Here is a 15,159-nt window from a genome sequence, read left to right on the forward strand (position 1 = left end):
ATGTTTCCGCCGTTTTAACCTTTGCAATATGCTGCATAAACAGATATTTGTTACTATAAACCAACCGGCAATTACCGGGAATAAATTATAAACCATTTTATAATTCTGCCTGTCCTGTTTTTAAAATGATGCCTGCTTATAGCTGGAATGGCCATTTGGCGATTCTGCAAAGCGGCTAATTAGTTCAAAAAAAGAAAGGGATTTTTATAAAAACAATACCTAAAGCAATGTTTGTATCCATAAAACAACCCGCTCGTTTTGTATTGATGCTGCTATTTGCGGTATCTGTAAGTATATGCGCAAAAGCGCAAACAGATAAAATTGAAGGCCAGTGGTACAATGATGTTAAAAGCGCCAAAATATTGATCACCAAAGATGCCGATAACAAGTTTAATGGTAAAGTGGTATGGCTAAAAGAACCCTTAAAAAACGGCAAACCCAAAGTTGATGAGTTGAATGCCGACGAAAAATTGCGTACCAGGCCAAGACTGGGCCTGCCTGTATTGGCCGGCTTTGTAAAAGACGGCGACGATAAATACACCGGTGGAACAATTTATGATCCCAATAACGGCAAAACGTACTCTTGCAAAATAACTTATAAAGGCAAAACCCTCGATATACGGGGCTATATAGGCATTTCGCTTTTTGGGCGCACCACTACCTGGTCGCGGGCCGAGTAATAAAACATATATAAACAAGCTTTACTGATGGATGCTAAACGAATTATAAAAAAAGTAGCAGTATTAGGGTCGGGCGTTATGGGAAGCCGGATAGCCTGCCATTTCGCTAATATCGGCATACAGGTGCTGCTGCTGGATATTGTACCCAAAGATGCCCCTGCCGGTGATAAAAAACTACGCAATAAAATTGTGAACGACGCGCTTGATTTTGCTGTAAAATCAAATCCATCGCCCCTTTATCTTAAATCATTTGCCAAACGCATTACCACGGGCAACTTTAGTGATGATATGCCCAAAATTGCCGATTGCGATTGGGTGATTGAAGTGGTAGTTGAACGGCTGGATATTAAGCGCGAAGTATTTGATACGGTAGAAAAATATAGAAAACCGGGTACGCTTATCACCTCCAACACATCGGGTATTCCCATCCACTTAATGGCAGAGGGCCGGAGCGACGATTTCAAACAGCATTTTTGTGGCAGCCATTTTTTTAACCCGCCCCGGTATTTAAAACTATTGGAAATCATCCCCATCAAAGAAACGCTCACTGCTGTAGTTGATTTTTTGATGGATTTTGGCGGTAAGTACCTGGGGAAAACCACGGTTTTAGCCAAAGACACCCCTGCATTTATCGGTAACCGTATCGGGGTGTTCAGCATTATGAGCGTACTGCATTACGTACAGAAAACCGGGATGACGGTTGAAGAGGTTGATAAACTAACCGGACCGGTAATAGGTCACCCTAAATCGGCAACCTTCCGTACCAATGATGTGGTTGGGTTAGATACCATGGTACACGTTGCCAATGGCCTTTACAAAAACGCCCCGGATGATGAAGCCCGGGAATTATTCAACATTCCATCATTTGTTGATGAAATGGTAAAAAACAATTGGCTGGGCAGCAAAACCAACCAGGGTTTTTACAAAAAAGAAAAGGTAGATGGCGTAAACCAGTTTTACGCGCTCGATTTAAAAACGCTGGAATACAAACCTTCCCAAAAAGTAAAATTCGCATCGTTAGAAACCACCAAGGCGGTTGATAGCCTTGCGGCCCGGTTAAAGATCTTATTCGCGGCAAAGGACCGCGCCGGCGATTTTTATCGTGCTACTTTTTATGAATTGTTTGCCTACGCCAGCAACCGCATCCCCGAAATTGCCGATGAGCTTTACAAAATAGATGCCGCTACCTGCGCCGGTTTTGGCTGGGAGATGGGGCCCTTTCAAAAATGGGATGCTCTGGGTGTTGCAGATACGGTAAAAGCCATGGAAGCAGCGGGCAATAAACCAGCCCAATGGGTTTATGATATGCTTGCCACAGGTGCCGCAGGTTTTTATAAAATTGAGGACGGCAAGCGCCTGTATTATGATATTCCATTTAAAAGTTATAAGATAATTCCCGGTACCGAGAGTTTTATCCTGCTGGATAATATCCGCGCCACAAACACGGTATGGAAAAACAGTGGCACTACCATTACCGATATAGGCGATGGTATTTTAAACCTGGAGTTTCATACCAAAATGAACACTATAGGTGGCGAAGTAATTGAAGGCATCAACAAAGCCATAACCCTTGCCGAAACCGGTTATAAAGGGCTGGTGATATCAAACGAGGGAGCCAATTTTAGTGCGGGTGCTAATGTAGGCATGATATTCATGATGGCCGTTGAGCAGGAATTTGATGAACTGAATATGGTGATCAAAGCTTTTCAAAATACCATGATGCGCATACGGTACTCATCCATCCCGATTGTAATTGCGCCCCACCAGATGGCTTTAGGCGGCGGCTGCGAAATGTGCCTGCATGCCGATAAAGTAGTTGCCCATGCCGAGTTATACATGGGCCTGGTTGAGTTTGGCGTTGGCCTGATACCTGGCGGTGGTGGTACCAAAGAGTTTGCCCTGAGGCTGTCAGATGAACTACAGGATGGTGATGTTGAACTGAATAATTTCAGGGATAGGTTTTTAACCATCGGTCAGGCTAAGGTATCTACATCGGCCTATGAGGCTTTTGAGTTGGGCTACCTTAAAAAAGGCAGGGACGTGGTAGTGGTATCACGCGATAGGTTACTTGCCGAAGCCAAACAACAATGCCTGCAAATGGCAAATGAGGTGTACATACAACCCATCCCGCGCAGCGATATCAGGGTGCTGGGCAAGCAAGCCCTGGGACTGGGTTATGTAGGTGCCAATACTATGTACAGCGGTAATTACATTAGTGAGCATGATGTTAAAATATCCCAGAAACTGGCCTACGTGCTTTCCGGGGGCGATCTGTCCCAACCCTCGATAGTGAACGAGGAATATTTGCTGGGGCTGGAGCGCGAGGCTTTTATTTCGCTTTGCACCGAAAAGAAAACGCTTGAACGCATCCAGTCTATTTTAACCGGCGGCAGAGTGTTAAGAAACTAAGTTTGATACCTATAAATCTAATATAAAATGAACGCATATATAGTGGCAGCCAGTCGTAGCGCCGTTGGGAAGGCTACCCGGGGCGGGTTCAGGTTTACCCGACCAGATACGCTTGCCGCGGATGTTATAAGGCAATTAATGGCATCCGTGCCAAATGTTGATAAAGAACAGGTTGATGATGTAATTGTAGGTAACGCTACGCCCGAGGCCGAACAGGGCCTCAATGTTGCCCGGCTTATATCCCTCATGGCGCTGGATACCGATAAAGTACCCGGCATGACGGTTAATCGTTACTGTTCATCGGGCCTGGAAACCATTGCCATCGCATCAGCAAAAATACATAGTGGCATTGCCGATTGTATTATAGCCGGCGGTGTGGAAAGCATGAGCCTCATTCCCATGGGCGGCTGGCGTATAGTCCCCAATGCCGATGTTGCCCTGGCACATCCCGACTATTACTGGGGCATGGGCCTCACCGCAGAAGCCGTTGCAAAGGAGTATAGCATCAGCCGGCAGGAGCAGGATCAGTTTGCTTATAACTCGCACCAGAAAGCCATTAATGCTATTAAGGCAGGTAAATTCAAGGATGAAATAGTGCCGGTAAGCATTGTGGAAACCTATATTGATGAAAGCGGTAAAAAAAAGAAACGGGAATTTAAGGTAGATACAGATGAAGGCCCAAGGGCTGACACCTCCATTGATGCTTTAGCTAAGCTAAAACCTGTTTTTGATGCCAGGGGCATGGTAACAGCAGGCAATTCATCCCAAACAAGTGATGGGGCGGCTTTTGTGATGGTCGTGAGCGAACGGTTTTTAAAACAGAACAACCTTAAGCCTATTGCAAGGCTGGTTAATTATGCCGTAGCCGGCGTGCCGCCACGTATCATGGGTATTGGTCCACTGGTGGCTATCCCCAAAGTGTTGAAAATGGCCGGTATGAAACAGCAGGATATTGACCTGATAGAGTTGAACGAAGCTTTTGCATCGCAATCGTTGGCTATTATCAAAGGCTTGCAGCTTGATCCCGAAATTGTAAACGTAAATGGCGGCGCGATAGCCTTGGGGCATCCGCTTGGTTGTACAGGGGCCAAACTTTCAGTTCAGCTTTTTAATGAGCTGAAAAGGCGTGACAAAAAATATGGTATTGTTACCATGTGTGTAGGCACCGGGCAAGGCGCAGCGGGTGTATTTGAATTACTGTAAGGGATAACCTTTATATAAATAACTGTTGCCATATGGAAAACGCGACACGATTATTTGATTGCATAGATGCCCAGGCCAAGGCGCCAAGGGCCAATTTGCTAAATGCCAAAGAAAATGGCTCATGGAAATCATACAGCACTGCCGAGGTGCATACCATGGTTTACCAGTTATCCCTGGCCTTGCTTGATATGGGTATTTCTGCCAATGATGGTACTACCGAAGGCCGCGATAAAATAGGCCTCATTAGCAACGGCCGGCCCGAATGGATCATAACCGACCTGGCCGTACAGCAAACCGGCGCCATATTGGTGCCCTTATATCCCAACACAGGCACTAAAGAAATTGAGCAAATATTAAACGAGGCCCAGGTTAAATTTGTATTTGTAGGCGGCCGGGAATTATGCGATAAAATAAAACAGGTGCAGGCAAATATACCGTCGTTAAAAGGCATTTTTACGTTTGATGATATAGATGGATGCCCACATTGGACTGTGTTGCTTAAACCTTTGGCCAATGGTGATCTGCAAAAAATAAAAACGATAAGCGATAAAATAACCGAAAACGACGTAGCAACGCTCATCTATACATCGGGTACCACCGGCCGACCTAAAGGGGTAATGCTCACCCATAAAAATATCATGAGCAACGCTATGGCTTCCGGCGCGGTGCTTAGCCATATACCCCTGGTAGAGAAAAGCGTTTTGAGCTTTTTGCCCCTCAATCACATTTTTGAAAAGATGTGCACCTACGTTTACCTGTACTACGGTTTTGCCATTTACTATGCCGAAAATATGGACACCATCGGCGCGAATTTAAAGGAAGTAAAACCCTCGCTTTTTACAGCCGTACCGCGTTTGCTTGAAAAAGTATTTGAAAAAATTATGGTGCAGGGCCAGCAGCTTACCGGTATTAAGCGTAAGATCTTTTTATGGTCGGTTAAAGTGGCCGAAGCTTACGAAATTAACAACACCAGCTTATCATACAACATTAAACTTGCCATAGCCGATAAACTGGTTTACAGCAAGTGGCGCAATGCAATAGGTGGAAATATAAAAGCGATAGTAGTTGGCAGCTCGGCCTGCCCAGTTAAGCTGGAGCGGATTTTTACCGCCGCCAATATTGTTATTATGGAGGGTTATGGGCTTACCGAAACGTCGCCGGTAATCGCGGTTAATTGTTATGAAAAAAACAAAAGGAAATTCGGTACCGTTGGTCCGCTGCTGAGTGGTGTTGAGGTTAAGATTGCTGCCGATGGCGAAATTATGTGCAAAGGCCCCAATGTTATGGCCGGATATTATAAAAATCCCGAACTCACTGCCGAGGTAATTGAAGACGGATGGTTCCATACTGGCGATATTGGCGAACTGGATAGCGAATCGTTCCTTAAAATAACAGATCGCAAAAAAGAAATATTCAAAACCTCGGGCGGTAAATATGTAGCGCCATTACCTATCGAAAATAAAATGAAAGAAAATTATTTTATCGAGCAGATGATGGTAGTTGGCTCCGAAAAGAAGTTTGTTGCTGCTTTAATTGTGCCTTCTTACACGCATTTAAAGCCATGGTGCAAGGAAAATGATATCCCTTTTTCATCTGGCGGGGAATTAATTAAAGATGCCAGGATAATTGAACTTTATCAGTCAATTATTGATACCTACAACCCCGAATTTAACCACGTTGAGCAGGTGAAAAAAATAACGCTGCTGCCAGATGAATGGTCTATTGATAGCGGGGAGCTTACACCAACCGGCAAAATGAAGCGTAAGATAATCGCCGAAAAATACAAAACCCAGATTGATAAAATGTATCCCTGCGAAATTAGTGAAAACCCAACATTAGCCAGTTAATAAGTATGATGACTACCTTGCAGATAACCATACAGGATGCACTTGCCATCATCACGCTTGATAGAGGCCGCTCAAATCCCATCAATCATCAAATGGTGAAAGAACTCACCGATAGCATAAAAATACTGGAGGAAGATAATGCTGTAGGTGGAGTGATTTTAACCGGCAAGGATGGCTTTTTTTCTTCGGGGATAGATTTGATAGAGGCTTATGATTACAATGAAGAGCAGATCCGTGAGTTTTGGATTGATTTTTTAGTCTTGCAAAATACGCTTGCATCTTTCAGAAAGCCATTGGTGGCCGCCATTAGCGGGCATAGTCCTGCCGGTGGTTGCATATTGGCAATCTGTTGCGATTACAGGGTGATGGCCGACGGGGCATTCATGATTGGGTTGAATGAAATTCCCGTTGGCATTATTGTACCGGGGAGTGTTTTTGAACTGTATTCATTTTGGCTTGGCCGGCATAAAGCCTACCAATATTTAATGGAAGGTAAATTGCTGCCAGTTGCCGATGCGCTTAACGCCGGGCTTGTTGATGAAATTAGCCCTGCGGCGGATTTAATAAACGCCGCCATAAAAAAGGCCAGGGCCTATATGCAACTCAACCCGGTTACCTGGAGCGAAAGTAAATTGAATTTACGCCATGAACTGATGGATAAATTACACGCCGACCAAACTGATGCCTTAAATAAGATGCTGCAACAATGGTGGGCACCTGCAACACGGCAAGGCTTACAATTGATGATCCAAAAATTAAAATCAAAGAATACCCCTGTTAAATAACCTGTTATGACAGATGCTGCAAACCCGGATAACGCCGCTATACCTAACCCTGTTTCAGCAGGTGGAATGTTAAAGGATGATGCCCTGAAAGGTAAAACTATTATTGTAACCGGCGGCGGAACAGGCCTTGGTAAAGCCATGGGTACTTACTTTTTACAATTGGGTGCCAACCTAATAATTACCAGCCGTAAACTGGATGTGCTGAAACAAACGGCCATCGAAATGGAAGCCGAAACAGGCGGTAAGGTATTGCCCATTGCCTGCGATGTACGTAAATATGATGAGGTTGAACAAATGCTACGGCAAAGCCTCGAAACATTTGGTCGGGTGGACGCGCTGCTGAACAACGCGGCAGGCAACTTTATTTCGCCAACGGAGCGCTTATCGGCAAACGCGTTTTCGGCTATTATTGATATTGTTTTAAAAGGCTCGGCCAACTGCTCATTGGCTTTGGGCAAGTATTGGATTGGCGAAAAAATACCCGGTAACATCCTCAATATTGTTACTACCTATGCCTTTACAGGTTCGGCATATGTGGTACCATCGGCCTGTGCCAAGGGCGGGGTGCTGGCCATGACCAGGTCTTTAGCGGTAGAGTGGGGCAGGCACGGCATACGTACCAACGCCATAGCACCCGGTCCGTTCCCCACCAAAGGGGCATGGGACCGCCTGCTGCCGGGCGATATGGCGCAGAAATTTGATTTCAAAAAGCGGGTACCCCTTAAAAGGATAGGCGAACAGCAGGAGTTGGCTAACCTGGCCGCTTTCCTGGTATCAGATTTTTCGGGCTACATCAACGGCGAGGTTATCACCATTGATGGCGGCGAATGGTTACAAGGCGCAGGCCAATTCAACGCCCTTGAAATGATCCCCACCCAAATGTGGGATGATATCGAAAAGGCTACCCGGTCGGCGTAGCAGGATAAGGCAGGCCGTTATTTCGCTATCGGAAAACAATCGTTATTAAGTTGGCTTTAAATTTTTGATGGATTTGATGATCCACTTATATCCCATAGAAAAAATTGATCGTTAAATTGATATCTCCCGAATCAAGTTTTGCTTGCTGATTTTCTGCCTGCTTAAGGGAATTATCGCGGCTCAAAGCAGCAATTAGGTCATAATTATTTACCATCCTTTAATAGCGCCGCCTTTAAAAGCTACTTCCGCGGCTTGTGCAACTTCGGGCGATTGGTAGGCTTTTACAAATCGGGCAACATTATCCTGGGCTTTATTGTCATCCCTTGATACAATAATATTTACATAAGGCGATTTTTCGTCCTCAATGAACAAGCCATCACGTTTGGCAACCAAACCTGCCGGACCGGCAAAAGTATTGTTTATGATGGCTATGGTTACGTTTTGGTCATCAAGAGAACGCGGTAACTGTGGTGCTTCCAATTCTAAAATTTTAAGATTTTTTGGATTACTTACAATGTCATTTATAGTAGGTAATAAACCAACGCCATCTTTTAATTTAACCAAGCCAGCTTTTTGTAAAAGCAACAGAGAACGGCCGCTGTTTGTTGGGTCATTGGGGATGATAATGGTACTGCCATCTTTCAACTGATTGGTGGTTTTTATTTTTCGCGAATATCCGGCCAATGGAAATACAAACGTGTTACCCAAAATGGCAAATTTATAGCCGCGTTGTTTAGCCTGCACATCTAAATAAGGTTTGTTCTGAAAAACGTTCAGGTCAATATCGCCCTGGCTTAAAGCGGCGTTAGGCATCACATAGTCATTAAACTGAACCAGTTCTACATCCAGGTTATATTTTTCTTTGGCAACTTTTTGCGCTGCTTCAGCTACTTTAAACTCAGGGCCCGACTCAACACCCACTTTAATATGGTTGGTGTTATTGGCTTGTTGTTTTCTGCCACAGGCCACTATACTTAGGGATAATATTATTATACCGCTTAAGGTTTTTATATTCATGTTTTTAATTATTTACGATGGTCCACCTTTTTGGCGATGGAGTCACCAGAGATTTGTATAAGAAATACCAGTGCTACTAATAAAACCAAAACGGTATTCATGACCACTATATCGTAACCCACATAACCATATTGATAGCCAATTTGGCCTAAGCCACCCGCGCCAACCGCGCCACCCATAGCCGAATATCCTACCAGGGTGATTAGCGTAATTGATGCCGCGCCAATAATAGAAGGCAATGCTTCAGGCAAAAGTACCTTCAATACAATTTGTAATGGCCGCGCACCCATTGCTCTCGCTGCCTCTATTAAACCGTTGGGTACCTCCATAAGGCTGTTTTCAACCATCCGCGCTATAAATGGTGCCGCGCCAATGCTAAGCGGTACCAGGGCGGCCTGTACACCGATGGAAGTACCAACTAATGCCCTTGTAAACGGAATCATCCATACAATAAGAATGATGAATGGAATTGACCGGAAGATGTTAACGATAATGGATATTAAGCCATTTGTTAATCTATTTTCTGATACCTGCCCCTTACGGGTCATAAACAACAGCACGCCGGTTGGCAAGCCAATAACAAAGCCAAAAAAACCAGATACAAAGGTCATTACTATGGTTTCAAGCAAGCCTTTTAATATCATCCACATCATTGGTTCAGACATAACCTAATACCTCCACCTTAATATGTTTACTGCCATAATAGGTTAATGAATTTTTTGTATTCTCTGGCGTACCACTTACTTCTATCAGCATAATACCATATTTAACTCCACCTGTATAATCCATTTGCGCGCTGATGATGTTGTTATCTACCTGGAAAAGCCTGCTTGCTTCGGATAGGATAGAGGCTTCGGCCGACCGGCCGGAAAATTCCAGTTTTACTACCGGGTGATTTTTGCCCGAAGGCGCTGTTGTTAAACGCTGTTCGTACTCTGCCGGTAAGGCCGTATGGAGCGACGACGCGATAAACTGTTTGGCCAGGGGAGTTTCGGGATATGAAAATATTTCGCTAACAGATCCGCGTTCTATCAGCCTACCATCGCTTATCACTGCAACCTCATCGCAAATGGCTTTAACAACATTCATTTCATGGGTTATCAATAATATGGTGATGTTAAAACGTTGATTAATGTCTTTAAGTAAAGCCAGTATTGATCTTGTTGTAGCCGGGTCAAGGGCACTTGTAGCCTCATCGCACAATAACACTTTAGGTTTACTGGCTAGCGTACGCGCAATGGCTACCCTTTGCTTTTGGCCACCGGATAAATTTGCCGGATATTCGTTCGCTTTTTCTGCCAGGCCAACCAATGTTAAAAGTTCATTTACACGATCATGAATAACAGATTTTGAGGTGTTATCCAATTCAAGCGGAAAAGCTACGTTTTCAAAGACTGTGCGTGACGATAACAGATTAAAGTGCTGAAAGATCATACCAATATGCCGCCTTGCCTTGGCAAGGTCTGAAGCCGGCAGGCTGGTGAGGTTTTGCCCATCAACAATTACCTGGCCGCTTGTCGGTTTTTCAAGCAAATTAACACAGCGAATCAGGGTGCTTTTTCCTGCTCCAGAAGCTCCAATAACCCCAAGAATACGGCCTTGTGGTACAATAAGGGAAACATTTGAAAGGGCAGTTACCTGGCTGTTTTTTTTCTTAAATGTTTTAGTAACATTTTTTAACTCTATCATTTGCCGCAAAAGTATTCCATAACACCGGTAGATTAAGTAAGTTATTGCAAAACTTACACTAAGATTAATTAGGCTGATGCATTAAATCGCATCTTTTTTAAGTAACTGATCAACTTCTTCATTAAATTCTTTGATGAATTGAGTATAGTATTCGCCGGTAGCGGGGCCGGTAAACCCGGTATAAATCTTATCTACATTGCCCTTTTTATCTATAAACAAAATAGTTGGGAACGATAGGAAGGTATTGAGCGCCGGGAAAGATTCTGCTACCGCTTTTTTATCGACCACGCCGCCAAATAGCTCCGTGTAGGTAACACCAAAACGCTTTTTAAAATTCTCCATAGCGGTTTTTACATACACGGGATCATTTTTGCGCTCAAACTGTAAACCAACAATCTCCACGCCGCGGTTTTTGTTTTTCTGGTACCATGGGGCAACAAAGGCAGCCTCATCCATGCAGTTTGGGCACCAGGTACCACCTATGGTAAGGATCACTACTTTATTTTTAAACTTGTCGTCTTTCAAAGAAACCGTTTTGCCGTCGGCGTCTGGTAAGGCGAAATCAAAAGTTTTATAGCCATCCTTTAAATAGGTTAGTTTATACGGATCGGGTAAAGCAGCTTCCGCGTTTTTTGTGGCATTGAAGGCTCCGCCGTTAGCGGTGCCGGTAATCTGGCCTTGCTCATCAAAAGTGCCGGTGTAATAAGATGCACCGCTGCCGATGAAAGATGACAGGTAAAATTCATGTCCCTGCACCACACCTTCAAGGTAGCGCGAATCGCCGGTAATACTCAAAAAGGTAGCTGTTAATTTGTTGCCCTGTTGTTTAAAGAGTCCCACTTTTTTTTCATCAGTACCGTTGCGGCCTTTAAAAACTACATCATATTTTCCCGAAATATCAACAGCGGGTTCTTCGCCGTTTGTAGCAAATCTGTAGGCGTCACCAAAGGTAGCATCCACGGATGTAACCCGACCGCTATGATCCTTTTTGCGCAATACACCGCTTAGTTTTTTACCTTCAATTTTAGCAGCAAGCTCATTATCAAACTGATCAAAGGCTATAAAAATCGAATCTCCTTTGACGGTTATGCCGCTGGCAGCGAAGCGTTCGGGGCCATTTACAAGGTATAGTTTGGCTGTAGCTGTAGTTTTACCTTTCACTTCAAAATTAAAAGGCACTTCTGTTCCATTAGCCTGGTGAAAAACACCACGCCAGGGCCCTTCGGCTATAGCGGATTGAGCAAATGAGGCAGTTGTTGTGGCGGATAATGCAAAAAATAGGAGAGGTGTTAATCTTTTTTTCATGGTAAATTTAATTTAAGGGTATGGTTTCTACCGGTACATCCCAATGGGCTATCACCACTTCAAAGCGTTGCTGTTCGGCTTTGGTGTAACTTTCCTGGTCGGGAAACAGTTGCTTTTTATAGGGGTCAACAATGCTGTAATCAAGCGCGAGGTGCTCCGTTTTAAAAGTAAGCGTTACTTTAAAATCCCAGCGGGTATCTTCGCCGCTGTGCAGTACTGGCGTTTCAGCTTTGATTTCCAGCACATCGCCTTTTTCTTTTAACTTTTTAAGCAGGGGGTAATGGTTCTTTTTCCAAAGTGCTATAAACTCATCTGCGTGCCCCACTTTATCTTATAATAGTTTTCTATAGTAAGGGGTTTCTCCTGGGCAAACAGGGCGGTGCCCCAAAAAAGGAACAGGATAACCAATTTTAATTTCTTCATTTAATTGTTTTTTTGAGGTGTGAGGACGGACTCGAACCGTCGTAAAAGGTTTTGCAGACCTCCGCCTAAACCACTCGGCCACTCCACCCTGACATTGATTTTGTATTGTTTTATACTGTACTCATTGGTGGATATTGAAAAATGATTATTTATTATTTGCACGCCTATAACAACCTCGGGCTGGTACTTATTAAAATCTTTCACCTTTTAATACATGCAGTAATTCCTTTTTCGATATATCAGACAGTAATTTTTCGTCAACATGTGAAAACAACACTTTGTAAAAAGAGTCTATCACATAAGTGGCAAGCAAGGGGATATTATTTTCGATACCGCTATAGTTGTTCCAGGCAGGCATATTGCCTGCATAAATGCCGAACTTATTGGCTATAATATTAGCAGGATCAAAATAAAAATGCAGGTTAAGGCTGTAGTCCCAAATAACTTCGGCCAGGTGGTTATCTGCGGCATCGGGAGTTACTATAAGCAATTGACCGCCCAGGATATCTATCTCCTGCTGAAGTTCGTTAAGCTGCCTGAGATATTTAAGACCATATGTTCCCCATGCCTTACTGTAAAAGCTGATAACAAGCAGGCCTTGTGACAGCTTTCTGATAAGTACCGAACTTTGGCTATGCGCGTTTTCGGGCCTCAGATGCCTGTTTAAATTTTCGGGCTTAAAGTCCAGTCTTTGTATCTTATTGCCTGTAGTTACAGGTTTTAAAACGGGTTGTTTCCTCCGTGGTGCTTCCAATTCCGCAACAATTTCAATATTATTGAATCCCGGATACTTTTGGTAAGTTGTGTACATAGTTAAAACCTTGCCGGCGTTATTAATTCAAACGATTTATAGTAACCGGTGCAAATATAAATATACTCTACTATTTCTATAGATTTTATATAATTAATTATTGTGGCTAAGTAAAGAGCGCTAAAAAGGGTTGCAGCCTGATGTTTTGCTTCAGAAATAATTACGATGGTTGTATCAAAAAAAGCATTTTGGTGTTAATGCCGGTTTGTATTTTTGAAACCTTAGGAACTAATAGCTAATCAATTAACAACCTTGAAAGTGATTTAGCTGCATCCAACGCAGGAGCCAAACCTCAACAAAAAAGCCCGATATTTTCATACCTGGCTTCTTTTTCACATCGCTTTTATAAATAGTTTTAAAGGGTTTTGAATTTTTTAGCATCCTTTGTTTGGCATGATATAAATTACGTTGCCCGAAACAGATAAATTGAAGCCCTTATTTTCTACAGAAGGAAGTGTGAGGTGTTGCCATGTTTTGCCCATGTCTGATGATCGGAATATACCATCTGAACAACCACATATTAAATATTTACCCACTTGTTTGACTGATGAAATGTTTGATGAATATTGACGTAGGCCTAATAGTTTGAGTAATGAACTGTTCCAGGAAGGTTGAAGGCCTTCTCCTATATCATTCCAGGTTTTTCCGCTATCCAGCGAAGTGTATATGGTGTTGGTTTGAGTTATGGCGTTATAGGCTACAGCGGCAAATCCTCCATCAATACGTTCCACTGCGATACCTTCCCCGGCTTCACCAATCACACGGCCCCAGGTTTCGCCATCATCGTTAGATCTTAGTATTCCCAATGTACTTGCAGCCAGGAGTACACCATTTGATTCTGTCATTTTCATTACCCAACCTCCAACATGTACATATTTCCAGGTTTTTCCACTATTGCTGGATTTAAAAAGGGCGTTGTTAGAGCCGATGAAAACTGTACCCTTTGTAGTTTCAAAAACGCTGCATACCTGTCTCTCTTTATAATTCTTGTACATCCAATCCATCGTTTTGTTAATACGTACGGCTTGTTCCTGAAAATTGGTGTACATGGGCGACCAATCACCTTTGTTGTTTGATTTTTTTAAGAATTGCCCTCTGAAACTATACGCAAATATTCCGTTGTTGCCCGGGGCAATTTCGCGCTGGTCACCAGGAAAGACCTCTTTTGTCCAAAAAGAGGTTGTGGCGTTTAGTTCGCTGTGATAAACCGCATTGCCGGTACGTAAATAGAGCCCACTGTCATTTGCAAGCAAACCGTGACTCCACACACCCACTTTCTGCAAATTTTCGGGCAGCCCTTTGCTAATGTTCTGCCATGTTTCTCCGCCATCAATAGATCTGAAAACGATGTTCAGAGGCGCTGATTTGATATCTTCTTTTGTTTTATTCGCTGTCTTTTTTTCTTTTAGTGCGAAAGAGTTTAGCATAAATACTGCCAGGAATGTAGCCGGAACGAATACAAATAATTTTTTCATTTTATTTTCCATACCCTAAAATTTGATATGGCAAACCTACCTGTATATGTTTCTGTATGAAGAATTTGTATTGTAAATTAAAATGTAAATTTTGTAAATAGATGGTAAAATGGATACTTGGTGACTGATTTCGTATGATTTAATTGCACAGCTGGGAACTATCGTTGTATTTACATCTAAAATTGGGAGATGGTAAAAAGAGGCGTTAAAAATAAAAAGCCGGTCAAATGACTGGCTTTTTATTTGACCGATAGTCACATATGTATACGATAGTTAATCTATCTGCACATAAACCTCATGCCAGAGCGCTACCTTGTCAAAAGCATCGAATTTAATTAACAGCATGGCTGTGTAATTTTCAGCTGTATTATCGCATTTAGAGATTTTGACTTGCATTGAGAAAACTACCGACTCTTCGTCAGCTATCGCATGCATTACCTGATATTGGATGGACGACATTGAGCTTTTCATGCCATCCAGGAATTCTTTATAGGTTTTGCGGTTGGCCTCGTAACGTCGCCCGTTTGGCTCAACAACGAATTGATCCGCGAAACATTCTCCTATAAGAGCTTCAGTTAGTGTAGCGTTTTTATTCAA

Annotated in this window: 15 protein-coding genes and 1 tRNA gene; 6 read left to right on the forward strand and 10 right to left on the reverse strand. The window is 43.1% G+C overall.

What is annotated here, in order from left to right:
* Nucleotides 1–227 precede the first annotated feature (227 nt).
* From QWZ17_RS14335 to QWZ17_RS14360, 6 genes are read left to right on the forward strand one after another with little or no spacing between them, the layout of a single operon-like run.
* Entirely contained in the window at nt 228–680 is a 453-nt protein-coding gene (locus QWZ17_RS14335) for a DUF2147 domain-containing protein (protein ID WP_290305934.1), read from the forward strand.
* 27 nt (nt 681–707) lie between these two features.
* Nucleotides 708–3,089 carry a 3-hydroxyacyl-CoA dehydrogenase/enoyl-CoA hydratase family protein gene (locus QWZ17_RS14340; protein ID WP_290305935.1) on the forward strand — a complete coding sequence of 794 codons (2,382 nt, stop codon included), beginning with the start codon at nt 708–710 and terminating at the stop codon, nt 3,087–3,089.
* A 27-nt stretch (nt 3,090–3,116) separates the two neighbouring features.
* A complete protein-coding gene (locus tag QWZ17_RS14345) occupies nt 3,117–4,292 on the forward strand; it encodes an acetyl-CoA C-acyltransferase (protein WP_290305936.1) in 1,176 nt (391 codons plus the stop codon).
* 32 nt (nt 4,293–4,324) lie between these two features.
* Complete coding sequence (locus tag QWZ17_RS14350) at nt 4,325–6,139, forward strand: AMP-dependent synthetase/ligase (RefSeq protein ID WP_290305937.1); 1,815 nt, start codon at nt 4,325–4,327, stop codon at nt 6,137–6,139.
* A gap of 5 nt (nt 6,140–6,144) precedes the next feature.
* Nucleotides 6,145–6,924: an enoyl-CoA hydratase/isomerase family protein gene (locus tag QWZ17_RS14355; protein ID WP_353959494.1), complete on the forward strand. Its 780-nt coding sequence runs from the start codon at nt 6,145–6,147 to the stop codon at nt 6,922–6,924.
* Between the two features lie 6 nt (nt 6,925–6,930).
* Nucleotides 6,931–7,842, forward strand: a complete 912-nt coding sequence (locus QWZ17_RS14360; RefSeq protein ID WP_435404582.1) for an SDR family oxidoreductase — start codon at nt 6,931–6,933, stop codon at nt 7,840–7,842.
* Between the two features lie 207 nt (nt 7,843–8,049).
* Here the strand turns inward: QWZ17_RS14360 and metQ are convergent, their stop codons facing one another.
* The 10 genes from metQ to QWZ17_RS14410 all read right to left on the reverse strand — a co-directional run bounded on the left by metQ (nt 8,050) and on the right by QWZ17_RS14410 (nt 15,159).
* Nucleotides 8,050–8,859 (reverse strand): methionine ABC transporter substrate-binding lipoprotein MetQ, encoded by an 810-nt coding sequence (gene metQ, locus QWZ17_RS14365; protein WP_290305938.1) that lies wholly within the window; start codon nt 8,857–8,859, stop codon nt 8,050–8,052.
* Between the two features lie 8 nt (nt 8,860–8,867).
* Complete coding sequence (gene metI, locus QWZ17_RS14370; protein ID WP_435404583.1) at nt 8,868–9,512, reverse strand: methionine ABC transporter permease MetI; 645 nt, start codon at nt 9,510–9,512, stop codon at nt 8,868–8,870.
* Between the two features lie 4 nt (nt 9,513–9,516).
* On the reverse strand, nt 9,517–10,548 hold the full coding sequence (metN, locus tag QWZ17_RS14375) for a methionine ABC transporter ATP-binding protein MetN (protein WP_290305941.1): 1,032 nt from the start codon (nt 10,546–10,548) through the stop codon (nt 9,517–9,519).
* Nucleotides 10,549–10,629: 81 nt separating this feature from the next.
* Complete coding sequence (locus tag QWZ17_RS14380; protein ID WP_290305942.1) at nt 10,630–11,853, reverse strand: peroxiredoxin family protein; 1,224 nt, start codon at nt 11,851–11,853, stop codon at nt 10,630–10,632.
* Nucleotides 11,854–11,860: 7 nt separating this feature from the next.
* Nucleotides 11,861–12,178 carry a hypothetical protein gene (locus QWZ17_RS14385; protein WP_290305943.1) on the reverse strand — a complete coding sequence of 106 codons (318 nt, stop codon included), beginning with the start codon at nt 12,176–12,178 and terminating at the stop codon, nt 11,861–11,863.
* A complete protein-coding gene (locus QWZ17_RS14390; RefSeq protein ID WP_290305944.1) occupies nt 12,154–12,276 on the reverse strand; it encodes a hypothetical protein in 123 nt (40 codons plus the stop codon). The genes QWZ17_RS14385 and QWZ17_RS14390 overlap by 25 nt, the downstream gene beginning before the upstream one ends.
* A gap of 15 nt (nt 12,277–12,291) precedes the next feature.
* Nucleotides 12,292–12,364, reverse strand: a tRNA-Cys gene (locus tag QWZ17_RS14395).
* A 102-nt stretch (nt 12,365–12,466) separates the two neighbouring features.
* Nucleotides 12,467–13,087, reverse strand: a complete 621-nt coding sequence (locus QWZ17_RS14400; RefSeq protein ID WP_290305945.1) for a redoxin domain-containing protein — start codon at nt 13,085–13,087, stop codon at nt 12,467–12,469.
* Nucleotides 13,088–13,461: 374 nt separating this feature from the next.
* A complete protein-coding gene (locus QWZ17_RS14405; protein WP_290305946.1) occupies nt 13,462–14,574 on the reverse strand; it encodes a sialidase family protein in 1,113 nt (370 codons plus the stop codon).
* Nucleotides 14,575–14,835: 261 nt separating this feature from the next.
* Nucleotides 14,836–15,159, reverse strand: a complete 324-nt coding sequence (locus QWZ17_RS14410; protein ID WP_290305947.1) for a hypothetical protein — start codon at nt 15,157–15,159, stop codon at nt 14,836–14,838.

It is taken from the genome of Mucilaginibacter flavus, assembly GCF_030409315.1.
Lineage (GTDB): Bacteria > Bacteroidota > Bacteroidia > Sphingobacteriales > Sphingobacteriaceae > Mucilaginibacter > Mucilaginibacter flavus.

Coding starts and splice junctions, on each gene's coding strand:
- QWZ17_RS14360 (WP_435404582.1), top strand. CDS start 6,931: ATGACAGATGCTGCAAACCCGGATAACGCCGCTATACCTAACCCTGTT.
- QWZ17_RS14350 (WP_290305937.1), top strand. CDS start 4,325: ATGGAAAACGCGACACGATTATTTGATTGCATAGATGCCCAGGCCAAG.
- QWZ17_RS14380 (WP_290305942.1), bottom strand. CDS start 11,853: ATGAAAAAAAGATTAACACCTCTCCTATTTTTTGCATTATCCGCCACA.
- QWZ17_RS14400 (WP_290305945.1), bottom strand. CDS start 13,087: ATGTACACAACTTACCAAAAGTATCCGGGATTCAATAATATTGAAATT.
- metI (WP_435404583.1), bottom strand. CDS start 9,512: ATGATGTGGATGATATTAAAAGGCTTGCTTGAAACCATAGTAATGACC.
- QWZ17_RS14390 (WP_290305944.1), bottom strand. CDS start 12,276: ATGAAGAAATTAAAATTGGTTATCCTGTTCCTTTTTTGGGGCACCGCC.
- QWZ17_RS14335 (WP_290305934.1), top strand. CDS start 228: ATGTTTGTATCCATAAAACAACCCGCTCGTTTTGTATTGATGCTGCTA.
- metQ (WP_290305938.1), bottom strand. CDS start 8,859: ATGAATATAAAAACCTTAAGCGGTATAATAATATTATCCCTAAGTATA.
- QWZ17_RS14340 (WP_290305935.1), top strand. CDS start 708: ATGGATGCTAAACGAATTATAAAAAAAGTAGCAGTATTAGGGTCGGGC.
- QWZ17_RS14405 (WP_290305946.1), bottom strand. CDS start 14,574: ATGGAAAATAAAATGAAAAAATTATTTGTATTCGTTCCGGCTACATTC.
- metN (WP_290305941.1), bottom strand. CDS start 10,548: ATGATAGAGTTAAAAAATGTTACTAAAACATTTAAGAAAAAAAACAGC.
- QWZ17_RS14345 (WP_290305936.1), top strand. CDS start 3,117: ATGAACGCATATATAGTGGCAGCCAGTCGTAGCGCCGTTGGGAAGGCT.
- QWZ17_RS14355 (WP_353959494.1), top strand. CDS start 6,145: ATGATGACTACCTTGCAGATAACCATACAGGATGCACTTGCCATCATC.